Below are 23,508 nucleotides of genomic sequence, written 5' to 3'. Positions count from 1 at the left end.
CTCTTTTCGCTATACTTTTTAATATACTAAAGAGAGAGGGTGGAGAAGTTGCAGAGCATCTCTGCGGCGGCAAAGTCCGCCAGCCACGCCGAGCGGCGTTCGGGCAGATCGCCTATCAACGACCGCCCCGGCGTCTATACCCTGTTTTGGATCTTCGTTGTGGCCAGCGTCCTCGGCTACATTTTGGAGATGTTGTTTTGGTATTTTCACAACGGCTACTTCGAGAGCCGCAAGGGGCTTGTCTACGGCCCTTTCTCCCAGGTGTACGGCTTTGGGGCGGTCCTCCTCACCCTGCTGCTCTACCGGCTGCGGGACAAAAATCCGCTGGTCATCTTCGGCGTCAGCGCCTTTGCCGGCGCGGCCTTTGAATACCTGTGCAGCCTGCTGCAAGAGCTGGCCCTGGGCACCGTCTCCTGGCAGTACAGCCACGCCAAGTACAACATCGGCGGCCGCACCACTTTAAAGTACGCCTTCTTCTGGGGGGTACTGGGGCTGGTCTTCATCCGCCTTTGCTATCCCCTCCTCTGCGGCGCCATCGAGCGGTTCCCCCGAAAGTACGGCAACTGGGCCGCCGGGGCGCTGGCCGTCTTCCTCTGCTTTGACATCCTCCTCTCGGTGGCGGCCATCAAGCGCGGGACCGACCGCTCCGAGGGGCTCCCGCCCCAGACCAGTTTCGGCCAGTTTTTGGACCGCCGCTTTGACGACGCGCGGATGCGGGAGATCTACCCCAACATGAAGGTCGTGCCCAACAAATAGCGCCCCGCCTCCCCTGCCGTTTGCCAACAGGTAAAAACACCCCCCGAAGCGTTCGGGGGGTGTTTTTTTACTTGCTCTTCTCTTCAAACTCGTGGATGACCCGGTAAAAGGTGTTGGCGCTCATGTTGCAGAGCTTCTGTGCGTGCTGCGCCGTGATTTCCTTGCTCTTGTAGCGCCGGTAGATGTTGGGGAAATCTCTCGGGAGCGGCAATCTGGGTCTGCCGAGGGTCGTTCCCTTCTGGCGGGCGCGCTCAATGCCCTTTGCCTGAAGCTCAAGACGGCGCTGCTTCTCTCTCTTGGCCGCCTCTTCCAACAGGGCCATGATTTTGTCGGTCTTTTCTTCATCCTCCACAATTTCCAAAATTGCCTGGCGGTCAATTTCTGGGAACATGGGAGATCCCCCCCTTCGATCGGTTTTTCTGTATTTTGTGCAGCTTTCATTGCAAGTATTGGAGAATACTTTGCTCTTTTTTCTATTTAATCATAGCATTTGACCGCAAAAAAGTACAGCATTATTCTGGAAAAAGGCTGTCTTTACAAGTGCAGTTCTTTTCGTTTTATGTGCTTTTTAGCCAGCTGCCTTTCCCCTGCCCGATCGGGGGGCCAAAAGGCGAACTAGAGGTGCATCCGCCGCCGCCACTCCCGCTTCATGTTCTCCCCCTGAAAAATCAAGACCGCCGCCAGGGAGACCAGGCTGCACCCCACGCAGATGAGGGACGGGTAGAGCACCTGCACCCACCCCAACAGGATGGAGATGACCGGCAGGATGCCGAAGAGAACGCTGATGAGCAGGTAGAAGAGGAAGTCCCCCACCACCAGCCGAAAGACCTTGGCGGTGACAGCGAGGGCCGCCATGGCCGCCACGCAGATGCTGGGGACCACGTAGTCCACCGACCAGCCGTGCCAGCCGGTGAAGAGGTCCCACAGCAGGCAGAAGAGGATGGCGACCGCCACCTGCCAGAGGATGTTTTTGGGGATGTTGTTGCGCTTTCTCACGGCGATGAAGAGAAAGACCCAGAGACAGCCGATCCCCCCCAGCACAAAGAGGGACCAGACCCCGCTCTGCGGCAGCAGGAGGTTGATCACCACCGAGACGATGCCCAGGACCGCCGAGGCGAAAATCAGCAGTTTGAAGAAGAACTGAAAGCGGTTGTAGACGGTGGGGATGACCGGGAACACCTCTTCATAGGGCTCCCCCTCGTCCCGCAGGACACTCTGGCAGAGGGGGCAACGGGAGCGCTGCCCGGTGACGGTGAGCTTGCACTGTTCGCAGTATTTCATGGGCGCACCTCCTCTTCCGGACGGTTGGTGGTGATTTCGACGGGGATCCCCATCCCCGTGAGGGAGCGGAAAAAGTCCTTTTGCACATCGGTGTTGCGAAAGGCGGAGGAGAAGCTGAGGGTCAGGTCCTCCCCGAAGGAGCAGAGACACAGCTGCAGGATGTTGGTGCTCACAAAGACGTCGAAGAGGCGGATGTACTGCTCACACCCCGCGGGCATGCTCACCTTGCCGATGTTGGAGATGGAAATGGTGTGGTCGCGCTCGGCGATGGCGCCGGCAATGCGCAGGATGATGTTTTTCAGCCCCAGGGGGACCACCCGCACCAGGGCGTTGTGCTCGAGGGCCGAGTAGCCGTTCATCCGTTTGGCCAGGTTTTCGCGGGTCAGCAACTCTTCAAATTGGCGCCGGACCGAGGCCATCACGCTCTCTAAATCTCCCGGGTCCCGGCCGAAGTGGTATCCCACATTGATGGTGCAGAAGAAGTTGCGCGCCGTCTCCGAGGGGAAGTAGTTGCGCAGGTTGACCGGCACCGCCGCCACCACCGGGTGGCGCTTGCGCCGCAGCACGGCGTTTTTGTCCACCGCGCAGAGGAAGAGGGCGGTGAGGAGGACGGTCATGGTCACCCCCCGCTCCCGGGCGGCGGCCAGCACCGCCTTCACCGGCAGCACCCCCTCGATGATCTGCATCCGCCCCTCGGGCAGGCGCACCCCCCGCAGCTTGTAGACCGGCTCGCTGCGCACCTTGTTTTTGGAAGAGGTGGTGTAGTATTTCTGAAAGCTGTCCTCCGCCATCTCGGAAAAAGAGGCCCCGTGCAGTGGGGTGGGCGGGGCGGCAAACCCCTCGGGGTGGCGCAGGTAGAGGTAACGGCAGACCAGGGCGCGCAGAAATTGCAGGGCGCCGGTCCCGTCGGTGAGGGCGTGATAGACCTCTAGATTGATCCGCCGGCCGTAGTAGCTCACCTCAAAGAGAAGGCCGGGGTTGTTGGCGTCGTAGAGGTTGCTGCAGGGCAGCTCGCTCTCCAGCTGCACCAGGGGGCGCTGGCTGCTCTCTTTGAGGTAGTGCCAGAAAAAGCCCTCCCGCAGGGTGGAGCGAAAGATGGGGAAATCCTCGATGGTCTCGTCCAGCGCCTGCTGCAAGAGCGCCGGGTCCACCCCTTCGCGCAGCTCACAGGCAAAGCGAAAGACCTTGGTGTCCCGCTTGCTGCTGATGGAGGGAAATATTTTGGCCGCATTGTCCAGCGGCTCCCACGCGGCGTCGCGCTGTCTTGCCGTCATCAGGCCGGACCTTCTTTCAAAAAGCGATCGATGAGGCGGTGGCACTCGGCCACCTGCTCAAAGCTGGCGGGAAGGGAGAAAAAGCCGTGCAGCCCGTCGGTGGCGCGGTGCGCCTCCACCCGCACCCCCGCCTTGGCCAGGCGGCGGCCGTACTCCTCCCCCTCGTCGCGCAGGGGGTCGTACTGGGCAGTGATGAGCAGGGTCTCGGGCTGGCCGCTCAGATCCTCTGCCAGAAGGGGGGCGAAGTAGGGGTTTTGCAGATCCTCCTCGCTGCCCTGGTAGAGCTCCATGTACTCCTGCACCCGCCTGGAGGTGAGCAGGTAGTCGCTGCCGTTCTCCCGGACGGAGGGGAAGGGCGAGTTCTCGGTGTGGTCGTTATAGGTGGCCGGGTAGATGAGGATCTGCCGGGTTGGCATGAACTCCCCCCTGTCCTTTGCCATCAGGGAGACGGCCGCCGCCAGGTTCCCCCCGGCGCTGTCGCCGATGAGGGCGATGTCCTCCGCCCTCTCGGCAAAGACCCACTCGGGGTGCAAAAACACCTCTTTGGCCGCGGCGTAGCAGTCCTCCAGCGCGGCGGGGAACCGGTGCTCGGGGGCCAGCCGGTAGTCCACCGACATCACCAGGCGGTGGGTCTTGCGCGCCAAGTCGGTGCAGACCCGGTCGTAGCTGTCGATGTTGCCGGTGACCCAGCCGCCGCCGTGGAAGAAGAGGAGCGCCCCCTCGTTTCCGGGCAGTTCCGGGGTGTAGATGCGGGCGGGGATCTGGTGGTCCCCCACCTGGATCAGGTGGTCAAAGCTGGTGTAGAGGGGTTTTAGCAGGTGCAGGTTGGTCACATCCACCAGCCGCCGCTGCAGCTTGTAGTGCTTTTTGATGCTGATATCGGGGTAGGACAGGGCCTTGAGGGCCGCCCGCACCACGGGGTTGATGGCCATACAAATTCCCTCCTCTTTCTCTCGTGATAGCCCCTTCCACAGGGTCCTGTGCAAGGGCGCTCTGGCCGGATGCGCGGCCCGGCGGCGGGGGGCAAGGGGCAGGGCGCGGCGGCCCTTTCCCCTGTCTGTCCCCTGTCGCGGCGGCCGGCCGACAGCCGCGCAGGGCGGCGGACGGCGCCTTTATCCGTTGTCATCCGTTGGAGTGCCGCCCCCTTTTCCCGCGCAGTCAAAGGGGGGAACGGCCCCGCCGCAACAGGAGCTCTGCCGCTATTATACCACGCCGGACGGCAGATTCCCATGCCCCCGCCCAAACTTCCCCTCTTTGACAAAAAAAGCCGCCCCAGCTATAAAGAGCTGGAGCGGCCCTGCAAAACAGCGGAAAAGCCGATCTATCGGTCGGGATAGTTGCCCAAAAAGGCGAGCCGCTCCACCTGCCCCTCCAGGGAGGAGAGGAGGGCCAGGGTCTTCTCCCCGCGGACGCTGCCCTCAAAGTCCAGGTAGAAGACAAATTCAAAGCGCCGGCCGGGGATGGGGCGGGACTCGATCTTGCAGAGGTTGAGCCCCGCGGCCGCAAACCGGGCCAGGAAGGAGAAGAGCGACCCCTTTCGGTGGGGGAGAACGGCCAGGATGCTGACCCGGTCCGCCTGGGGTAGGATCACCGGCTCCTTGGCCACGGCAATGAAGCGGGTGCGGTTGCCGCTGGCGTCCTCGATCCCCTGCTCCAAAACCTGCAGGTCATAGAGCTGGGCGCAGAGGGCGGAGGCGATGGCCGCCTTGGCGCGGTCCCCCTCCCCCTTCACGTACTTGGCCGCGGCCGCCGTGTTGGAAAAGGAGCTGCTCTCCCAGCCGGGGTGGGCCGCCAGGTAGTGCCGGCACTGGCCCAGCGCCTGGGGGTGGGAGTAGACCTGCCGCACCCCGTCGAGCGCCGCGCCCTGGGGGGCCAGCAGACAGTGCTCGATGGGGAGGGAGGTGGCGTTGACGATGAAAAACCGGTGTTCCCCCAAGAGGGTGTAGACGTCCAGCACCGAGCCGGCGGTGGAGTTCTCGATGGGCAGGACCCCCACGTCCACCCGGCCCCCTTCCACCGCCTCAAAGACATCGGCAAATTCGGGGTAGAAGGAGACTTCGCCGCCGGGGTAGAGGGTCCGGCAGGCCTGGTGGGTAAAGGCCCCCTCCACCCCGGGGCAGGCCACCTGGGGCGCGCTCCCCCATCGGGGGGCCTGGGGGGCGGCGGCAATCAGCCGCGCCAGCTCTCCTCCACCGGCCCCTCCCTGCCCGCAGCAGCCCAGCAGGGCGGTGTAGAGCGCTGCCGCCATCTCCCGGGCGGCGGCTGCGGAACTGCCGGTCTCTTCGGCCGCCGCCCGGGCCAGGGCCTCGAGGGCCTCCTCGGCCGGCCTCACAGGGTCTTGCCGCAGAAGTCCACCGTGCGGCCGATCTCCCCCATCACCCCGTCAAACTGGTCGGGGGTGAGGGACTGCGCCCCGTCCGAGAGGGCGTGGCCGGGGTCGTTGTGCACCTCGATGATCAGGCCGTCGGCCCCGGCCACAATGGCGGCCTTGGAGAGGGGCTCCACCAGCCAGGTGATGCCGGTGGCGTGGCTGGGGTCCACCACCACCGGCAGGTGGGAGACCCGCTTGAGGATGGGGACCGCCGAGATGTCGAGGGTGTTTCGGGTGTAGCTCTCAAAGGTGCGGATGCCCCGCTCGCAGAGGATGACGTTGTGGTTGCCCCCGGCCATGATGTACTCGGCGCTCATCAGCAGTTCCTCGATGGTGTTGGCCAGTCCCCGCTTGAGGAGGATGGGCTTGTCGCAGTGGCCCAGCTCCTTGAGCAGCTCGAAGTTCTGCATGTTGCGGGCCCCCACCTGGATCACGTCCACATCGGCAAAGAGGTCCAGGTGCGCCAGGCTCATGATCTCGGTGACGATGGGCAGCCCGGTGACCTGCCGGGCGCGGCGCAGCAGATCCAGCCCCTCGGCCTTGAGCCCCTGGAAGGAGTAGGGCGAGGTGCGGGGCTTGAAGGCGCCCCCCCGCAGGGCGGTGGCCCCGGCGGCCTTGACCCGCCTTGCCACCTCGATGATCTGCTCCTCGCTCTCCACCGAGCAGGGGCCGGCGATCACCGAGAACTGGGTGCCGCCAATGGTCCTGTCCCCCGCCACTGTGACCACCGTGTCGTCGGGGTGGAACTTGCGGTTGGCGTTTTTGTAGGGCTCCTGCACCCGCTTGACCGTCTCCACCACGTCTTTGGAACTGACCAAATCGATGTCGATGGCGGAGGTGTCCCCCACCAGCCCCAAAATGGTGGTCTGCGCGCCGTACACCGCGCTCACCTGCACCTCTGCCTGCTGCTGGATCCAGTTGGTGAACTCCTCGATCTGGGTCTTGGTGACCCCCTGTTTCAAGATGACGACCATCTCTCTCTTCCTCCCTATTTCTGCAAACAAAAACGCCCCTGGCAGGTTGCCAGAGGCGTTCACTGTTTAAAATTGCCCGAAAAGCCGGGACCTCTAAACGGTTCGCATCGTCTGACACACTGCCCGATCCACGCCAAAAAAGCTCGAGCTAAAAAAGAAGCCCAAGCTGCTAAAGCGGAAAAAGCGGTGTTCCAGATGCGCCATTTTGCCGTCCATCCTTTCGGTCTGTAGGTTTATGATACCCGCATCCCCCCGCTTTGTCAACCAAAACCTTCCGCTTTTTTTGGCGCAAAAAAGGGCAGGCCCCATTTCGGCCCGTCCTTTTTCTGCGATAACTATTTGACAAAGATGCCCTTGATGCGCTCCCAAAGGCCCTTTTTCTGGGTGTTCTCGGTGGCGAGGACCACCGGTTTTGCCTCTTCTTTCTCCTTGATCTCGCTGGTCTTGAGCAGGAATTTGGTGCTCACTTCGCTGCCCTCCGGGCTGCCGGAATAGCTGGTAAAGGCCTCTGACTGCTCGACGAGCAGGTCCTTGACCTCCAGCAGTTCGTCCAGGTCGCCGGTCAGGTCGCCCAGCTCGCTGCACATAGGGTCGATGCCGGTGATCTTGTAGGCCTCCATCCCCTCGTTGAGCTCCCCCGTCTTGTCCCGCAGGGTGTCGGCCGCCTCGGCCAACTGGGAGGAGGCGGCGCGGGCGTCCTCGGCGCCCTGCTGCAGCTCGGCGGCCCCCTCGTTCAAATCAGCGGCGCCCTGCTGCAACCGGCCAACTCCGTCTTTGGCATCTTTTGCGCCCGCGTCGACCCCCTCCTGAAGGGCGGCCGCGCCGTCGCTGACGTCCTTGGCCCCGTCCCGCAGCTTCTTGCCGTACTCGGCCAGGGCCTTCTGGGTGGCGGCCAGCTCGGTCTTGGCGTCGCCAAACTCCTTGCCGACGGTGGCGAACACCCCGTCCACCGTCTTGCCCAGGGACTGGGCGGCGGTGCTGATGGACTGCAGGGTCTTGCCGTGGCTCTCCAGGTCGGTCTTCAGCTGGCTAAACTGCTGCCACATCAGGGCCGCCGCCTCTTTTTCGGCCTGGGTGGCGGCAGGGTCGGCGTTCACCGCCGCCACGTAGGCGCCGATGGACTGGCCCAGGGCGGTCATGTCGCCTCCCAGGGTGACCTTCACCTCGGTGCCCGCCTGGGTCATCCCGTCGATCAGGGCCTGCTTGTCGGCGGCCACCTGGGTCTTGACCCCGTCGAGCTGGGTGCCCATCCCGTCGAGTTTTTCGGCCAGTTCGCCCACCTTGCCCTCGACTTGGGTGGTGTAGCCGTTCACCCCCGCCAGCAGTTCCTGGCTGCCGGCGGAGAGCTGGGCAGAGCCCTCGCGCAGCTGGCCCATCCCCAGGCCCAGCTTGTCGCCCAGCTCCTGCACCCCGCTCACCAGCAGGCCGGTGCCGCCTTTCAGCTCCCCAGCGCCGCTGCCCAACTTGGCGACCCCCTGGTCGAACTGCCCCATCTTGTCGGCGAAGAGACCAGTGGCGTCGGCCAGTTGGGAGGTGCCGTCAAAAAGCTGGTCGGTGGCGCTTTTCAGCGAGTCCAGCGCCTCGCTCACCTCGCCGGCGGAGCTGGCCTCTTTCAATTTTTCCAGGGGCAGTTCCCCGGTGGCCCCCAGCATGATGGAGCCCAGCTCAAAGTCGGTGGCGTCGGCCTGGATGGTGAACTGCTCCTGCATGGAAAAGCCCACCGTGTCCTCCACCAGGGAGGCGCTGTGCCCCAAACTCTCCTTTAGGCCCGGGCTGGCCACAAAGGCGACGATCTGGTTTTGCCCCTCGGAGAGGACACTCCCCCCCTCGCAGGTGACGTTTGAAAAGTGGTCGGTGGGCAGGTCGGCGACCCCGGCGACGATGAAGGGGGTGTAGATGGTCCGGCTCTCCCCGTCCACGGTGGCCTGGCGGGAGAGGTTGTTTTGCAGGGCGATGGTGATCTCCACCCGGCCGCTCTTCCCGGCCAGCTCCTGCGGGGAGATCTCCTCCCCGTCCAGCTTGTAGCTGATGACAGCCGAGACCGGCGGGGTCTTGTCGCTGGTGCCGGTGTAGTAGGCGTCGTTCCCGTCCATATCCCAGGTGAGGACATCGCCGTCGAGCTGGGGGGCGGCCGCATTCTTGACGTTGCGGATGTTCTGCAGGGCGACCTCCTCCCGCACCGAGCGGATGCCCCCGTCGCTGTGGACCCAACTGCTCACCGTCTGGCTGGTGACGGTGCCGTCAGGATTCAAAAAGACATAGACCGTCTCGTCCTTGGTGGTGCCGTCGGCGGCAAAGGCGGGGACAGCGGGCAGCAGGAGCGCTGCCGAAAGGGCGATGCAAGCGGATTTTTTCAGCACATGAGACGTTTTCATACCGTGATTCCTCCCACTACAATTCCTGATATTCGGGCTCTTTTTTGCGCCCTTTTAGCAGCTTGGCGGCCTTTCTCCAGCCGATGGTCGTCTTGGCGATCAGCGGCTCGCAGAGGATGAGGAGGGCCGGCAGCACGAAGATGATGGAGAGCATGCTGATGATGGCGCCGCGGGCCATCAGCCCGCAGAGGCTCTTGATGAGGTCCATCTTGGAGATGATGGCGACGCCGATGTTGGCGGCAAAGAAGCTCAGGCCGCTGGTGATGATCGAGGGCGAACACTTCTGCACCGTGACGCGGATGGCGTCCATCTTCTCCCGCCCCGCCTGCAATTCCTCGCGAAAGCGGGTGGTGGTGAGGATGGCGTAGTCCACCGTGGCCCCCAGCTGGATGGTGCCGATGACGATCCCCGCCACAAAGGGGAGGGTGGTCCCGGTGAAGAAGGGGATGCCCATGTTGATGGAGATGGCAAACTCGATGGCCAGCACCAGCAGGAAGGGGATGCTCGCCGAGCGGAAGCAGACAGCGATGATGATGAAGATGGCCACAATGGAGGCGATGTTGACATTTTTAAAGTCCACCGCCGCCACCTCGATGAGGTCTTTGGTCATGGCCCCCTCCCCCGCCACCACGGCGGTGGGGTCGTAGGCCTTGATGATCTCGTTGATTTGGTCGATCTGGCGGTTCTCCTCGTCGCTGGCGGCCTTGTAGACCGAGTTGACCATCATCAGCTTTTTGCCCCCGGCGTCGATCTGGTCGCGCAGCTCGTCGGGGACGATGTCGTCGGGGATCCGCCCGCCCACGTACTTGTCGTAGGAGATGACCAGGTCCACCCCGTCGAGCCCCTCGATGCGGTCGCTGATCTCCTTGAGGCGGTAGCTGTCCAGTTTGTCGTCCACCAGCACAAAGTGGGTGGTGGTCATGTTGAAGTCATTTTTGAGCTTGTTGGTGCCCACGATGGAGGGCAGGTCCTGGGGCAGGGTCTCGTCCAGGGCGTAGTACTGGTCGGTGTTGGCCTGGGCGATGGCAAAGGGGATAAAGAGGGCCACAAAGGCCACCAAAATGCCCTTGTAGTGCTTGCAGATGAACGAGGGCACCCGCTCCAACTCGTGGATGAGCACCGGGTGGGTGTGCCTGTCGATCGCCCTGTCGAAAAAGAGGATGAGGGCGGGCAGGATGGTGACGGTGCAGATGACCCCCAGCAGCACCCCCTTGGCCATGACGATGCCGATGTCCCGCCCCAACGTCAGGCGCATGGTGCACAGCGCCAGAAAGCCGGCGATGGTGGTGATGGAGCTGCCCGCGATGGAGGTGAGGGTGGCGCTGATGGCCTTGACCATGGCCTCCTCCTTGTCGGGACAGCGCTGCTTCTCCTCCTCAAAGCGGTGGAGGAGGAAGATGGAGAAGTCCATGGTCACCCCCAGCTGCAGCACCGCCGCCAGGGCCTTGGTGATGTAGGAGATCTGCCCCAAAAAGATGTTGGTGCCGAAGTTGTAGAGGATGGGGAAAAGGATGCCCAGCAGGAAGATGAAGGGCACCACGGTGGATTCCAGCCCCAGCCAGAGGACCGCCATGCACAAAAGCACCGCCACCAGAACGTAGAGGGGGGTCTCCTGGTCGGCCAAGGCCTTGGTGTCCTGCACAATGGCGGCCATGCCGCCCAAAAAGCACTGCTCCCCGGTCACCGATTTGATCTGCTCAATGGCCTTCAGGGTCCCCTCCGCGGCCATGGGCTCGTCAAAGCTGATGATCATCATGGTGCCGCTGTCGCTGTAAAAGACGCTCCTCACATCCTCCGGCAGCATCTCCCGGGGCACCCCGTTGTCGAAGATGTCGTCGGCCCAGAGGACCTGGCGCACCCCCGGGACCGCAGCCACCTTCTCCTTGAGCTGCGACACCTGGTAGTCCTCCATCCCGTCCACCACCAGCATGGCGGTGGAGGCCATGTGAAAGTCGTCTTCCAGCATGTTCTGGCCGATCATCGAATCCAGGTCGGCCGGGAGGTAGGTGAGTATGTCGTAGTTGACAAAGGTCTTGACAAAGCCGATGGCCGACGGAATGAGCAGGGCCACGGCCACGATCAAAATGGCAATTCGCTTTTTGACGACAAAGCGAGCCGCTTTCTCCTTCATACTTTCATCCCCAATTGCAAAGTTTAGTTTCGGATCATCTTCCGGACCGTCTCAAAGAGCATGGGCTTGAGTTCGTCGATCGGCCCCAACTGACCCAGGACAAGGGAGGAGTAGCAGACGGCCCCCACCAGTTCAACCACCATGAAAATCAGCTGAAAGGCGGCCTTGCGCTCATACCCGCGGCCCTCCAACTGCTCCAGGTAGTAGCTCAACAGCTCGGCGAACTCCTGGTCGACGCCCTCGCCGTCGCCCTTTTCCACCTGGTCACCCACCATGCTCCAGGAGAGGTTTTTGTTGATGACCTTCAGGTCGTTGGGCCGCTCTTTGAACAGCTCGATGACGTAGTCGATGAGAACGATTACCCGCTCGACCCAGTCGTCGAGCTGTTTGAACCGGCTCTCCTGCATCGCCTCTTTAAAGATCCGGCTGCTGCACTTGAAGATCACCTGGTTGAGCAGGGCCTCTTTGTCGGGAAAATAGAGGTAAAACGTCCCCTTGGCGACCCCCGCCCGGCGGGCGATCTGGTCGATGGAGGTCTCGCTGAACCCCTGTTCGCTGAACAGGTCGTAGGCCGCCTGCTCCAACCTCTCTTTTTTCTGCTTTTTCTTGTCCTGGATCTTGTCTACCAGCACTTCTTTCGCCTCTCTTTCTGCCGCCGAATCAAAAATGACGATTGGTCACTTTTCTTACAGTTGCTATTGTATGCATGAACTGACCAAAAGTCAACCTTATAAATTGACGATTGGTCATTTTCATCATTTTATCAGCTATGCCCTATTTTATCGCGCCTCTTTTGTGCAGATTTCTCTGCAAAATGGCCGCTTTTCGGATTTTAGCCATCCTCCCCCGCATGGGGGACGACTTCGAGAAGCAGTAGTCCTAGAAAGCATCTCCCACATTTCAATCCACATCCCCCTAGGGCGAGCGGAGAGCCGCCCTTTCAAAACACGCCGGAACGCCGTTTGGCAGCAATCGGTCAGGCGGGGTAGTCAGGTCCGCCCACCCACAACAGGGGATGGTGGCAATTCTATATTGCTGAGAAGCGCCTCCCTCTCCCACCTCCCCTTCCCACACGGCAGTGAAATGGCAACTCCCGCTTCCTCCGCCCCACCCCTCTCCACCTCTACCAGCACGGCAAAAACACTCCTGCGCCGTTGGCGCGGGGGTGAACCAAAAAGAGGCAGAAAAAAACAGCCCGTCGAAACGGACTGTACAAAAATGGTGGAGACGGAGGGACTCGAACCCACGACCTTTCGGATGTGAACCGAACACTCTAACCAGCTGAGCTACGCCTCCATATTTTTTTGTAAAAGAATCAAGCGGCAAATTGCGGCTGATCCAGGTGGTGGAGACAGTGGGAATCGAACCCATGACCTATACGTTGCGAACGTATCGCTCTACCAACTGAGCTATGCCCCCAAATGGATTTGAAAGGCGGCAAAGCACGGGAAGCAACCCGGCAGCACCGCGACTGCAAGAGATATTATATCACAATGGGATAAAAATGCAACCCCTTTTTTCCCTTTTGCGCAAAAAATCCTCCCCTACAAAAGGGGCTCTACCTCCCGCGGCTCCACCACGGTGGAGAGGACGATCTGGGTCTGGGTCTTTCCGTAGCGCTGCAGCGACTCGACAAAGGAATCCACCTGGCCGGTGGTGGCAAAACAGGCCTTGAGGAGCATCGAGTAGGTGCCCGCCACATGGTAGCACTCGGTCACGTTGGAACAGCCCTTGACAAACTGGGCAAAGGCGGGCTGGTGCTTGGGGAGGATGGCGATGTTGATGAGGGCGGTGATGGCATAGCCCAACCGCTGGGGGTCCAGCAGCGCCCGATAGCCGGTGATGACCCCCCGCTGCTCCATCCGCTCGATGCGGGCCGACACCGCCGGCGGGGAGAGGAAGACCGCCGCCGCGATTTTTTTGAGGGGGGTGCGGGCGTCTCTCTCCAAAATCTCCAAGATCTGTCTGTCAATGGTGTCCACCGGTTGCGCCTCCCCCACTCGCCCCCTCCCAGCAGCCGCGGAAGAGGGGCTTTTTCTCTCTTATTATACCGGCCTCCCCCGCCCTTTGGCAAGTGAAAAAAACAGCGGCTGACAACTCCTTCACAAAGGTGAAGAAAAGAAGGTCGAAGCCCCCTTTGCCTTTTCTTTTTTTCGCCGCGCCCCCCTTTTTGATGGCTTTGTTTTCCATTGCCCGCAAACCCTTTACCCCCGCCCGACCCCGCCGTATACTGAAGGCGAAGTGAGGGGCCAACGCCCCGCAGCAGCAAGGCCGAAGCGAGCCGCCAAGCGCCGCCCGCCGCCTTTTATAAGGAGGAAGCCCTTATGAATACCCGCACCGAATCCGATTCCATCGGCACCCTGCAGGTGCCCGCCGACGCCTACTACGGCGTGCAGTCCCTGCGGGCCAGGCAGAATTTCCCCATCACCGGCCAGCGGATGCACACCCGCTTTATCCACAGCCTGGCGCAGATCAAAAAGGCCGCCGCCCTGACCAACCTCGCCGCCGGCAAACTGGACCAGCGCCGCTGCGACGCCATCTGCCGCGCCTGTGACGACGTGTTGGCCGACCGGCTGATGGACAGCTTCATCGTCGACCCCATCCAGGGCGGCGCCGGCACCTCCGCCAACATGAACGCCAACGAGGTCATCGCCAACCGGGCCATCGAGCTGCTGGGCGGGACCAAGGGCGACTACTCGGTGGTCCACCCCAACGACCACGTCAACATGGCCCAGTCCACCAACGACGTCTACCCCACCGCCGGCAAGATGACCGCCCTCGCCCTGCTGCCCGAGGTGCTGGGCGAGCTCGACCGGCTGGCCGCCACCCTGCGGAGCAAGGCCAGGGAATACGACGACGTGGTGAAGATGGGCCGCACCCAGCTGCAGGACGCGGTGCCCATCCGCCTGGGTCAGTCCTTTGGGGCCTACGCCAGCGCGGTGGAGCGGGCGGCCGCCCGGCTGCGCCGGGCCGAGTCGGAACTGGAGACCATCAACATGGCCGCCACCGCCATCGGCACCGCCGTCAACACCACCCGCTACTACCGCGAGCACATCGTCCCCACCCTGGCGGAGGTCAGCGGCCTGCGCCTGACCCAGGCAGAGGACCTGATCGACGGCACCCAGAACATCGACTGCTTCGTGGCCGTCTCGGGCGCCCTCAAGGCCTGCGCCGTCACCCTCTCGAAGATGGCAAACGACCTGCGGCTCCTCTCCAGCGGGCCCTGCACCGGGCTGGGGGAGATCTCCCTCCCCGCCAAGCAAAACGGCTCCTCCATCATGCCGGGAAAGGTCAACCCGGTCATCCCCGAGGTGGTGACCCAGGTGGCCTTCCTCATCGCTGGGGGGGACGGCACCATCACCATGGCCGCCGAGGCCGGCCAGTTGGAACTCAACGCCTTTGAGCCGGTGGTCTTTTTCACCCTCTTTTTGGAGCTGGATTCCCTGCGGGAAGCCGTGCGCACCTTCACCGACAACTGTGTCAGCGGCATCACCGCCAACCGCGAGCGCTGCCGCCAGTTGGTGGAGGAGAGCGTGGGCATCGTCACTGCCCTCTGCCCCGCCATCGGCTACCAGCGGGCCGCCAGCCTCGCCAAAGAGGCCCTCAAGGTCCACCAGCCGGTGCGCAAACTGGCCGTGGAGGAACACCTGCTGGACGAAAAGTCCCTGGAAGAGCTGCTCGACCCCCTCTCCATGACCACCCCTGGGGACTGATGGGAAAAGAAGATGCATCCCGCGCGAGAGTACGGTATACTTGAAGAAGAGAAAACGAGCCGCCCTGCTTTTGGGGCGCATACAGAGGAGGAGACAAGCGGTGAATTACTTTGAAGAGTCGCTGAAAGCCCACGAGAGATGCGGGGGCAAACTGTCGGTGGTGTCCAAGATGAAAATCGAGAACAAGGACGATCTAAGCATCGCCTACACCCCCGGCGTCGCCCAGCCCTGCATCGAGATCCACAAAAACCCGGAAAACGTCTACCGCTACACCAGCAAGGGCAACTTTGTGGCCGTGGTCACCGACGGTTCGGCCGTGCTGGGGCTGGGCAACATCGGCGCGTCCGCCGCCATCCCGGTGATGGAGGGAAAGTGCGCCCTCTTCAAAGAGTTTGCCGACGTCGACGCCATCCCCATCTGCATCGACAGCCAGGACGACGACGTGATCGTGGAGACGGTCCGCCACATCGCCCCCACCCTGGGCGGCATCAATCTGGAGGACATTGCCGCCCCCCGCTGCTTTGCCATCGAAAAGCGGCTGCAGGAGGAGCTGGACATCCCCGTCTTCCACGACGATCAGCACGGCACCGCCATCGTCGTCTGCTCGGCCCTCATCAACGCCCTCAAGGTGGTGGGGAAGGAGCTGGGGGAGGTCAAGGTGGTGGTCAACGGCGCGGGCGCTGCCGGCACCGCCATCTCTCGGATGCTGATGGACATCGGCATCCGCCACCTGACCGTCTGCGACCGCTTCGGCATCCTCAACCGGCAGGAGCCGGAAAAACTCAACCCCAGCATGCTGGCGCTGGCCCAGCTGACCAATGAGGAGTGCCTGAGCGGCACCCTGGCCGACGCCCTGAAGGGGGCCGACGTCTTTGTGGGGGTCTCCGCCCCCGGCATCGTCAGCCGGGAGATGGTGACTTCCATGGCCAAAGACGCCATCGTCTTCCCCATGGCCAACCCCAACCCCGAAATCACCCCCGACGAGGCCAAGGCCGGCGGCGCGCGAATCGTCGGCACCGGGCGCAGCGACTACCCCAATCAGATCAACAACGTGCTGGCCTTCCCCGGCCTCTTCCGGGGGGCGCTGGACGCCCGCGCCGCCCGCATCACCGAGGGGATGAAGGTGGCCGCCGCCTTCGCCATCGCCTCCCTGATCCCCGAAGATGAGCGGGGGGAGGAGAACATCATCCCCAGCCCCTTCTGCAAGGAGGTGGCCCCCGCCGTCGCCAAAGCCGTGCGGGAAGCATGGGAAAAAGAAAACCGCTGATTTTCTCTCTTTTTGAAAGGACCCCCTCCCTTTTATGCCTGGGCCGCCAGCCCGGGCATTTTTCTGTCCCGCTGGCGGGCAACCTTTCCTTTTGCCGGCACATAGGATACCGCGACCACATCTGTGAAAGCGAGGTATTATTTATGTGCAACCGCAACTGTTCATCGCCCTGTTCCAGCTGTCCGCCGCCCCGGCAGACCTGCTGCTGTCCCGGGCCTACCGGGCCCACAGGCCCGCGGGGATGTCCCGGACCCACCGGCCCAGAAGGGCCCATGGGCTGGCCCGGCGACACCGGGCCTATGGGAGCGCCGGGCAGACCCGGAGCCACCGGCCCGCAGGGGCCGCGAGGGTGTCCCGGGCCCACTGGACCGAAAGGTTCCACCGGGGCCACCGGGCCGCAAGGGCCCATGGGTTGGCCTGGTGACACCGGACCCATGGGGCTGCCCGGCAAACCTGGAGCCACCGGGCCACAGGGGCCGCGAGGATGCCCTGGGCCCGCCGGACCGAGAGGAGTTACCGGGGCCACCGGACCGCGGGGCCCATGGGGATGTCCTGGACCCACCGGGCCACAAGGTCCACGGGGATGCCCCGGACCCACCGGCCCAGAGGGGCCCATGGGTTGGCCCGGCGATACCGGCCCCATGGGCTTGCCGGGCTCAACTGGCGCCACCGGCCCACAGGGTCCGCGGGGATGCCCCGGGCCCACCGGGCCTCAGGGTGCTACCGGGCCACAGGGACCCATGGGTTGGCCCGGCGATACTGGGCCAACCGGCCCGAGAGGGATGCAAGGCCTCCCCGGTACGACCGGTCCCACCGGCCCGCAAGGGGCCATGGGGATACAAGGGCCTACCGGACCCATGGGCTGGCCGGGAGACACCGGGCCCGCCGGGCCGAGAGGCGCGACCGGCCCCGCCGGCCCCCAGGGGCCTATGGGGATACAGGGGAATACCGGCCCCACTGGACCAACCGGGGCAACCGGCTCTGCGCCCGACTGCTCTTACGCCTTCTTCTACCAAAACGGCACCCTTCACATCAGTGGCCTGTTCGGCGGGCTGCCGATCGAGGGAGAGGGGCCCCGGACAGATGACATCATCTCCGACTATGGGATCTTTCACATCCTCCGCCCAGGCGTCTACTGGCTCAATTTCGACCTCAACCTCCCGCGCGCCTCTGCGCTGAGCACCCGTTTTACCCTGCAAGTCAACGGAAACGACCTGCCCGGCACCTTCCTGCGCATTGAAAAGGAGACCGGCGAACCGGGCTTCTACGCGGCGCAGGCGCTCATCCGACTGGAGAGCGCCTCCAGCTTCCGCCTCTCCTCCTCTTCCGCCTTTACCATCTCCTCCACCTCCCCTGACGATACCCTCGCCACCCTGATCATCCACCAGGTGGAATGATCCCCTGCCGCCGGGCGTCCTTTCGTGCTATAATGGCAGTAGACCTTCCAAATCGGCCAAAACGGGCCAAACAGAAAGGATGTCCGCCATGCTGCGTCAGCTCACCCCCCACGTCTTTGTGATGAAACACAACCACGACACCGACCGCCCCGCCCTGGGGCTCATTGCCGGGAAAACCGCCTCTCTGGTGGTGGACGGCGGCAACTCCCCCGCCCACGCCCGCGCCTTTTTACAGGGCATTTCGGCCCTTGGCGTGGCGGCCCCGCGCTATCTGGCCCTCACCCACTGGCACTGGGATCACGTCTTCGGCGCGCCGGAGATGGGCCTCACCACCCTGGCCAACCAGCGCACCCAGCCCCACCTTCTGCAAATGGCCGGCTATGCCTGGGACGACGACGCCCTGGCGCGCCGCGTCGCCCAGGGCGAGGAGATCGCCTTCTGCGCCGAGAACATCAAAAAGGAATTTGGCGCGCAGCGCGCCATCGCCGTGCAGGGGGCCGACATCCTGTTTGACCAGACCCTGACGGTGGAGCTGGGCGGCCTCACCTGCCAACTGATCCACCTGGGCGGGGAGCACAGCGAGGACAGCACCGTTGTCTACTGCCCCCAGGAGGGGGTCCTCTTTCTCGGGGACGGCCTCTGCCAGGAGATGTTTCACGGGGAGTGGAGCTATGACCTGGCCGACTATCGCGCCCGGATCGACAAAATCAAGGACCTGCCCTGCCACTTTTACGTCAACTCCCACTGGGACGTGCAGGACGCCGGCGAATTCACCGCCTATTACCGGCGGCTCATCGCCCTCGGCGAGCTGGCGGGCGAAAGCACCGACCCAGCCGACGTCCTCGGCCGCTATCGCCGCGCCCACGGGTGCGACCCGGACGAGGAGGCGGAGGGGGACCTCCTCTCCTTTGTCCACGGCAACCGCAAGCAGCAGGCGGCCAAAAAAGCCATCTAGCAATAAAGAGAAGGGGCGCACCAGATGGTGCGCCCCTTCTCTTTCCCTTTTTCCTCTGTCCTGCAAAAGCAAAATGGCCCGGCAACCGATGTTGCCAAGCCATTTTTTCTGGTGGAGCATAGGAGGATCGAACTCCTGACCTCCACACTGCCAGTGTGGCGCGCTCCCAGCTGCGCTAATGCCCCAGATGTCTACTGCTTTTTTCGACTTTTATAGTATACCAAACCGAGCGATTTCTGTCAACCGTTTTTTTGCCTTTTTTGCAGAAGTGCGGCCCTCCTCCCCTCCCCGCACCCGGCCGCCAAATGGACTGCGCGCAAGAAGGCAACTTACACACCGGCCCTTTTCGAGGGGGGAGCGAAAGACGCCCTTCTCACCCCCTCTCAAACGGGTTACAAAGTGGGTCATACAAAAACAAAACCGCACAACAAATGTTTTTGTTGTGCGGTTTCCATCTGGTGGAGCATAGGAGGATCGAACTCCTGACCTCCACACTGCCAGTGTGGCGCGCTCCCAGCTGCGCTAATGCCCCAGACACTCTGCCGGTTTGACCCGGCAGTAGCTATTATAGCAAATGGGAATTGTCTGTGTCAACACCTTTTTACAAGAAATTTCACTCAATTTTTCCCGGCGGACGAAGGGGTCTCCTCCTTCTTCAAAAGCCCCTTTTTCTGGTAGGCGCGGAAGCTGAAAACACTGGTCACCGCCGCCAGCCCAAAGGAGAGGGCCCCAAACCAGAAGGGCAGCTTGGCGCCGACGGTGTAGATCAGCCCCGCAAAGAGGGAGCCGCCGATCATCCCCACCGCCTTGACGGCGTTGAAGATACCCGAGAGCTCGCCGCTGGTCTTGCCGGTGGTGGTGTCGCTGGTGACCAGGGTCTGCTGCATGGGGATGTACATCACGTTAAAGAGGTAGAAGATGACGTTGGCGGCGATGAAGGGGGCGGTCCCCGGCACCAGGCAGACGGCCACCAGGGTCGCCGTGCAGAGGCCAAAGACCGGGACGATGCTGCGGCGCATGTCGGTCTTTCTCGCCAGCCAGACGTTGACCGTCAGGTTGATGAGCAGGCCGATGATGCCGATGGCCGCCTTGATGATGCCGTTGTAGGAGGGGGGGAAGCCCAGCTCCGCCTTAATGTAGTAGTTGAAGGCGTTGTCGTAGTCGATGGTGGCAAAGTTGGCGAAGAAGACCGCCGCCAAAAAGAGGCCCAGCGGGGCGGACATCCCCTTCCCCATGGAGATGAATGCCTTCAGGGGGTTGAGGCTCTGCTTGGGGGCGTTCGGCGCTACCTCGGGCAGCTCCTCGGCCACCAGCAGGGGCATCAAAATGGCGACCAGGGTGATGCCGCCCACCTGCAGGGCAAAGTCCCAAAAGACCGAGCGCTCGCCGATCACCCCGCCCAGCAGGTAGCCGATGGCGGTAAAGACCGAGGTGAGGGCCGCCAGATAGCTCATCCGGGAGGCCAGCTTTTCGGGCTCGCTGTTGTTGGTCAGGTAGGCCATGATGGCCACCATAAAGCCGCCGGCAAAAGCGCCGCCGAAAAACCGGGCCAGCAGGGTCATGGCCGGGGTGGTGGCGAGGCCGAAGAAGAGCTGGCCCAGCCCGTAGCCAAAGGCGGTGATGCCGAACATCTTCAGGTGGCCGATCTTGTCGCCCACCACCCCCCAGATGGGGCAGAAGAGAAAGTTGGAAAAACTCATGGCGGCAAAGGCCACCCCGAACATGTAGTCGGGGAACCCCAGATCCTTAAACAGGGTGGGGGTGATGGGGTGGATGAAGTTGGAGAGGGTCACCTGCACAGCATACAGGGCAAATAGCAGGGCGATGCTCTTTTTCTTTTTCAAGGGTCAAATCCTCCTCTTGTTGTCGCGGCACAGGCGGGCGGCAGAGCCGCCGCTGGGAGCCCGCTCGCCCATGCCCTCAAAAAGCGGGGGCAGCACCCCCGCTTTTTGGCGCCTCCCCCTCAGGGAGGCAAAATCACTTACTTGTAAAACGCCCGGAAGGCCCGGTAGGCCATGTAGACGTCCAGTTTGGACACCACCTCGAAGGGCGCGTGCATCGAGAGCACCGGCACCCCCACGTCGATGACGTCCACGTTGAGGTTGGCGATGTAAAGGGCCACCGTCCCGCCGCCGCCGGCGTCGACCTTGCCCAATTCGCCGGTCTGCCAGAGCACGTTCTCCTGCTCCAGCAGCCGCCGCACATAGCCCACATACTCGGCCGATGCGTCGGAGGTGCCGCCCTTGCCGCGGGAACCGGTGAATTTGGTGACCACCACGCCCCGGTTGAGGTAGGCGGTGTTCATCGGCTCGGTCACGTCGGGGAAAGTGGGGTCATAGGCCGCGTTCACGTCGGCCGAGAGGCAGCGGGAATGGGAGAGGACGTCCCGCCCGTTGGCGCCAAAGCAGGCCGCCAAGTCGGCCACAAAGTATTTCAGGTAGGAGGAGTTCAGGCCGGTGTTGCCGTCGCTGCCGGTCTCCTCCTTGTCCGCCAGGATGGTGACGGTGGTGTACTCGGGGGACTGAGCGGCCATCTCGGCCATGAGGGCGGTGTAGGCGCAGACCCGGTCGTCGTGGCCGTAGGCGCCAATCATGCTGCGGTCAAAGCCCACGTCCTGCGCCTTGAAGGCGGGCACCATCTCCAGCTCGGCCGAGAGGAAGTCCCGCTCGGTGATGCCGTATTTCTGGGCCAGGATCTGCATGATGTTCAGCTTGACCTTCTCGGACACCTTGTCGTCCAAGAAGGGGCGGCTGCCGATGAGGATGTTCAGCTCCTCCCCCTTGACGCCGTCGCCCAGCGTCCGCTTCATCTGCTCGGCGGCCAGGTGGGGCAGCAGGTCGGTGACGCAGAACACCGGGTCGTCGGCCGACTCGCCCACGCAGACCGGCACCACTTCCCCGCTCTGCTTGACGATGACGCCGTGCAGGGCCAGGGGGATGGCGGTCCACTGGTACTTCTTGATGCCGCCGTAGTAGTGGGTCTTGAAGAGGGCCAGGTCCTTTTCCTCGTAGAGGGGGCGCTGCTTCAGGTCCAGCCGGGGGGAGTCGATGTGGGCGGCGGCGATGTGCACCCCCGCGCTCACCGGCTGGCGGCCGATGGTGCAGGCGATGATGGCCTTACCCCGGTTGTTGAGAAACACCTTGTCCCCCGGCTGGTAGGCCGTCTGGGGCACAAAGGGGCGGTAGCCGTTTTGCTGCAGCATGGCGGTGACCTGGGCGGCCACCTCCCGCTCGGTCTTGCCGCAGTCGAGAAACTGCTTGTAGTTTTCGCAGAACAGGTCGGCCTGGTAGATTTCCTCCGCGCCCACCTTTTCCACGCCGTTTCTGTCGTCCATTAAAAGCTGTTTGGCCAGCTCTTGGCCCTGGGACAGCTCGTTCATCACAATCGCTCCTTCCATCTGCGCAGCGCCTCTCCTGCCGCCTCCTTGGCCGCCTGGGGGCCCGCGCTGTTGTCGATCACCCAATCTACACGGGCGGCGTAAAAGCGGTCCTCCCGCTGGCTCGCCACCCGATCCCTGGCCTGGTTTTCCGATATATTGTCCCTCGCGACGATCCGCTTTATCCGCTCGGCGGCACTGCAGGTGACGGCCACCAAAAAGCCGCAGAGGTCGGCGGCCCCCGTCTCGATGAGGGTCGCCCCGTCCACGATCAGGGGCATCTCCCCCTCTGGCCAGCCGTCGATGGTCTCCTTTAAGGCCCGCAGGATGCGGGGGTTGACGATCTCGTTGAGGGCGGCCAGCTTTTCCGGATCGGAAAAGACCAGCGGCCCCAGCTTCCCGCGGTCGATGACCCCGTCCCTGACGCAGCCGGGAAAGGCGTCGCCGATCTCTCCTATGCAGGCGGGGTCCCCGTCCATCACCTCTTTGGCAAAGGCGTCGCAGTCGATGGCGGGGCACCCAGCCTCCCGCAGCCAACCGGTGATCAGGGACTTGCCCGCCCCGGTCTGGCCGGTGACGCCGATGACCCGGGCCCTATCCAAGGTCGATCACCTCGAAGGCGGCGGCCCGCAGCAGCCGGTTGTAGACGGCCAGGGCCACCCCCTCCTCTTTGGGGGAGCGGGCGTAGACCGTCTTGGCCCCCAGATCGTCAAAGTCCCGCAGCACCGCAAAGAGGTGTCTGGCCTGCTCCTCGTCCGACTCCCGGTGCCCATAGGGCACCGCCGGCACCGGGAGCGCCCCCTCCTCGCCGTCAAAGCACATGGCGTAGACGCCCGGCCCGGCGTGGTCTTTCAGGTAGGCACAGTAGGCGGGAAAGTCCCCCTTTAAAATCACCACGTTCGCCTTGGGGGAGTAGTGCTTGTACTTCATCCCCGGGGAGGCAGCCACCTCCCCCTCTCTCAGCATGTGGAGGATGGCCGGGGACGCCTCACAGCGGCCCAGCACCCCCCGCAACTGTTCCAGGGTCACGGCGCCGGGGCGCAGCAGCTCCGGCACTGGGCCGGCCAGGGAGATCACGGTGGACTCCACCCCCACCTGGCAGTCGGGCCCGCAGACGATACCGTCGATCTTGCCCGTCAGGTCCCGCTGCACGTGGCGGGCGGTGGTGGGGCTGGGATAGCCCGACAGGTTGGCCGAAGGGGCGGCGATGGGCACCCCCGCCAGCTCGATGAGCCGGTGGGCGATGGGGTCGGAGGGCATCCGGACGGCCACCGTGTCGAGCCCCCCCGACACGGTGGCGGAGACCCGCTCGGTCTTGGGGAGGATGATGGTCAGCGGCCCCGGCCAGAAGGCGTCGGTCAGCGCCTGCGCTTCCGGCGGGAAATCGGCGTAGAGCTCCTTTGCCATCTCCACCCGGTCCACGTGGACGATGAGGGGGTTGTCCTGGGGGCGGCCCTTGGCCAAAAAGACGTTTTTGATGGCCTCGTCGCAGTCGATGCTGGCCCCCAGCCCGTAGACCGTCTCGGTGGGGATGGCCACCACCTTCCCCGCCCGCAGCATGGCGGCGGCCTCGGCCAGCTTGGCGTCGTCGCGGGCGACGTCGTCTATGACAAACAGCTTGGTGTCGATCTCACTCAC

The 23,508-nt window shown here is 63.3% G+C and carries 19 protein-coding genes and 4 tRNA genes; 5 read left to right on the top strand and 18 right to left on the bottom strand.

The features are described from left to right. The first annotated feature begins 48 nt into the window (after window positions 1-48). Window positions 49-756: a putative ABC transporter permease gene (locus BN3266_RS10015; protein WP_052537660.1), complete on the top strand. Its 708-nt coding sequence runs from the start codon at window positions 49-51 to the stop codon at window positions 754-756. A 67-nt stretch (window positions 757-823) separates the two neighbouring features. On the opposite strand, the gene BN3266_RS10010 is transcribed toward BN3266_RS10015, so the two are convergent. The 12 genes from BN3266_RS10010 to BN3266_RS09950 all read right to left on the bottom strand — a co-directional run bounded on the left by BN3266_RS10010 (window position 824) and on the right by BN3266_RS09950 (window position 13,144). Beyond that, window positions 824-1,147 (bottom strand): hypothetical protein, encoded by a 324-nt coding sequence (locus BN3266_RS10010; protein ID WP_021659926.1) that lies wholly within the window; start codon window positions 1,145-1,147, stop codon window positions 824-826. 224 nt (window positions 1,148-1,371) lie between these two features. Next, the gene (locus BN3266_RS10005; protein WP_021659927.1) at window positions 1,372-2,037 is read right to left on the bottom strand and encodes a DUF6320 domain-containing protein; all 666 of its coding nucleotides are present in this window, start codon (window positions 2,035-2,037) and stop codon (window positions 1,372-1,374) included. Next, window positions 2,034-3,311 (bottom strand): hypothetical protein, encoded by a 1,278-nt coding sequence (locus BN3266_RS10000; protein WP_059005040.1) that lies wholly within the window; start codon window positions 3,309-3,311, stop codon window positions 2,034-2,036. The genes BN3266_RS10005 and BN3266_RS10000 overlap by 4 nt, the downstream gene beginning before the upstream one ends. Beyond that, window positions 3,311-4,243, bottom strand: a complete 933-nt coding sequence (locus tag BN3266_RS09995; protein WP_059005039.1) for an alpha/beta hydrolase — start codon at window positions 4,241-4,243, stop codon at window positions 3,311-3,313. The genes BN3266_RS10000 and BN3266_RS09995 overlap by 1 nt, the downstream gene beginning before the upstream one ends. 389 nt (window positions 4,244-4,632) lie before the next feature. Continuing rightward, window positions 4,633-5,643 (bottom strand): prephenate dehydratase, encoded by a 1,011-nt coding sequence (locus BN3266_RS09990; RefSeq protein ID WP_059005038.1) that lies wholly within the window; start codon window positions 5,641-5,643, stop codon window positions 4,633-4,635. Further along, window positions 5,640-6,656 (bottom strand): 3-deoxy-7-phosphoheptulonate synthase, encoded by a 1,017-nt coding sequence (gene aroF / locus BN3266_RS09985; RefSeq protein ID WP_059005037.1) that lies wholly within the window; start codon window positions 6,654-6,656, stop codon window positions 5,640-5,642. The genes BN3266_RS09990 and aroF overlap by 4 nt, the downstream gene beginning before the upstream one ends. A gap of 335 nt (window positions 6,657-6,991) precedes the next feature. Beyond that, on the bottom strand, window positions 6,992-9,031 hold the full coding sequence (locus tag BN3266_RS09975; protein WP_154669055.1) for a hypothetical protein: 2,040 nt from the start codon (window positions 9,029-9,031) through the stop codon (window positions 6,992-6,994). A 16-nt stretch (window positions 9,032-9,047) separates the two neighbouring features. Continuing rightward, the gene (locus BN3266_RS09970; protein WP_059005034.1) at window positions 9,048-11,162 is read right to left on the bottom strand and encodes an efflux RND transporter permease subunit; all 2,115 of its coding nucleotides are present in this window, start codon (window positions 11,160-11,162) and stop codon (window positions 9,048-9,050) included. A 23-nt stretch (window positions 11,163-11,185) separates the two neighbouring features. Next, complete coding sequence (locus BN3266_RS09965) at window positions 11,186-11,794, bottom strand: TetR/AcrR family transcriptional regulator (protein WP_021659937.1); 609 nt, start codon at window positions 11,792-11,794, stop codon at window positions 11,186-11,188. A 587-nt stretch (window positions 11,795-12,381) separates the two neighbouring features. Continuing rightward, window positions 12,382-12,458, bottom strand: a tRNA-Val gene (locus BN3266_RS09960). Window positions 12,459-12,505: 47 nt separating this feature from the next. Further along, a tRNA-Ala gene (locus tag BN3266_RS09955) sits at window positions 12,506-12,581 on the bottom strand. Window positions 12,582-12,706: 125 nt separating this feature from the next. Then, the gene (locus BN3266_RS09950; protein WP_021659938.1) at window positions 12,707-13,144 is read right to left on the bottom strand and encodes an Lrp/AsnC family transcriptional regulator; all 438 of its coding nucleotides are present in this window, start codon (window positions 13,142-13,144) and stop codon (window positions 12,707-12,709) included. 342 nt (window positions 13,145-13,486) lie between these two features. Here BN3266_RS09950 and BN3266_RS09940 point away from each other — a divergent pair, with 342 nt between their 5' ends. The 4 genes from BN3266_RS09940 (at window position 13,487) to BN3266_RS09925 (ending at window position 18,494) form a co-directional block, all read left to right on the top strand. Beyond that, window positions 13,487-14,875, top strand: coding sequence for an aspartate ammonia-lyase (locus BN3266_RS09940; RefSeq protein ID WP_059005032.1), 1,389 nt, complete (start codon window positions 13,487-13,489; stop codon window positions 14,873-14,875). A gap of 100 nt (window positions 14,876-14,975) precedes the next feature. Continuing rightward, window positions 14,976-16,142 (top strand): NAD(P)-dependent malic enzyme, encoded by a 1,167-nt coding sequence (locus BN3266_RS09935; RefSeq protein WP_059005031.1) that lies wholly within the window; start codon window positions 14,976-14,978, stop codon window positions 16,140-16,142. Between the two features lie 929 nt (window positions 16,143-17,071). Continuing rightward, window positions 17,072-17,539, top strand: a complete 468-nt coding sequence (locus BN3266_RS14450) for a hypothetical protein (protein ID WP_059005030.1) — start codon at window positions 17,072-17,074, stop codon at window positions 17,537-17,539. 88 nt (window positions 17,540-17,627) lie between these two features. Continuing rightward, window positions 17,628-18,494 (top strand): MBL fold metallo-hydrolase, encoded by an 867-nt coding sequence (locus BN3266_RS09925; protein WP_059005029.1) that lies wholly within the window; start codon window positions 17,628-17,630, stop codon window positions 18,492-18,494. Window positions 18,495-18,603: 109 nt separating this feature from the next. Here the strand turns inward: BN3266_RS09925 and BN3266_RS09920 are convergent. The 6 genes from BN3266_RS09920 to BN3266_RS09895 all read right to left on the bottom strand — a co-directional run bounded on the left by BN3266_RS09920 (window position 18,604) and on the right by BN3266_RS09895 (window position 23,508). Further along, window positions 18,604-18,679, bottom strand: a tRNA-Ala gene (locus BN3266_RS09920). Window positions 18,680-18,950: 271 nt separating this feature from the next. Further along, window positions 18,951-19,026 (bottom strand) — tRNA-Ala (locus BN3266_RS09915). Window positions 19,027-19,111: 85 nt separating this feature from the next. Next, a complete protein-coding gene (locus BN3266_RS09910; RefSeq protein WP_059005028.1) occupies window positions 19,112-20,338 on the bottom strand; it encodes an MFS transporter in 1,227 nt (408 codons plus the stop codon). A 137-nt stretch (window positions 20,339-20,475) separates the two neighbouring features. Continuing rightward, a complete protein-coding gene (locus BN3266_RS09905; RefSeq protein ID WP_353590444.1) occupies window positions 20,476-21,891 on the bottom strand; it encodes an aminopeptidase in 1,416 nt (471 codons plus the stop codon). Next, the gene (gene coaE, locus BN3266_RS09900; protein WP_059005027.1) at window positions 21,873-22,472 is read right to left on the bottom strand and encodes a dephospho-CoA kinase; all 600 of its coding nucleotides are present in this window, start codon (window positions 22,470-22,472) and stop codon (window positions 21,873-21,875) included. Before coaE ends, BN3266_RS09905 begins: the two co-directional genes overlap by 19 nt. Then, the gene (locus BN3266_RS09895) at window positions 22,465-23,508 is read right to left on the bottom strand and encodes an L-threonylcarbamoyladenylate synthase (protein WP_059005026.1); all 1,044 of its coding nucleotides are present in this window, start codon (window positions 23,506-23,508) and stop codon (window positions 22,465-22,467) included. Before BN3266_RS09895 ends, coaE begins: the two co-directional genes overlap by 8 nt.

It is taken from the genome of Bittarella massiliensis (ex Durand et al. 2017) (assembly GCF_001486165.1).
GTDB lineage: Bacteria > Bacillota > Clostridia > Oscillospirales > Ruminococcaceae > Bittarella > Bittarella massiliensis.
The sequence above is the reverse complement of the archived record's forward strand: the minus strand, read 5'-3'. Positions and strand labels throughout refer to the sequence as shown.

Bases quoted from the DNA above. Each gene is read 5' to 3' on its own strand.
- BN3266_RS10010 (WP_021659926.1), bottom strand. From the start codon at position 1,147: ATGTTCCCAGAAATTGACCGCCAGGCAATTTTGGAAATTGTGGAGGAT.
- BN3266_RS10005 (WP_021659927.1), bottom strand. From the start codon at position 2,037: ATGAAATACTGCGAACAGTGCAAGCTCACCGTCACCGGGCAGCGCTCC.
- BN3266_RS10000 (WP_059005040.1), bottom strand. From the start codon at position 3,311: ATGACGGCAAGACAGCGCGACGCCGCGTGGGAGCCGCTGGACAATGCG.
- BN3266_RS09995 (WP_059005039.1), bottom strand. From the start codon at position 4,243: ATGGCCATCAACCCCGTGGTGCGGGCGGCCCTCAAGGCCCTGTCCTAC.
- aroF (WP_059005037.1), bottom strand. From the start codon at position 6,656: ATGGTCGTCATCTTGAAACAGGGGGTCACCAAGACCCAGATCGAGGAG.
- BN3266_RS09975 (WP_154669055.1), bottom strand. From the start codon at position 9,031: ATGAAAACGTCTCATGTGCTGAAAAAATCCGCTTGCATCGCCCTTTCG.
- BN3266_RS09970 (WP_059005034.1), bottom strand. From the start codon at position 11,162: ATGAAGGAGAAAGCGGCTCGCTTTGTCGTCAAAAAGCGAATTGCCATT.
- BN3266_RS09940 (WP_059005032.1), top strand. From the start codon at position 13,487: ATGAATACCCGCACCGAATCCGATTCCATCGGCACCCTGCAGGTGCCC.
- BN3266_RS14450 (WP_059005030.1), top strand. From the start codon at position 17,072: ATGGGGATACAGGGGAATACCGGCCCCACTGGACCAACCGGGGCAACC.
- BN3266_RS09925 (WP_059005029.1), top strand. From the start codon at position 17,628: ATGCTGCGTCAGCTCACCCCCCACGTCTTTGTGATGAAACACAACCAC.
- BN3266_RS09905 (WP_353590444.1), bottom strand. From the start codon at position 21,891: ATGGAAGGAGCGATTGTGATGAACGAGCTGTCCCAGGGCCAAGAGCTG.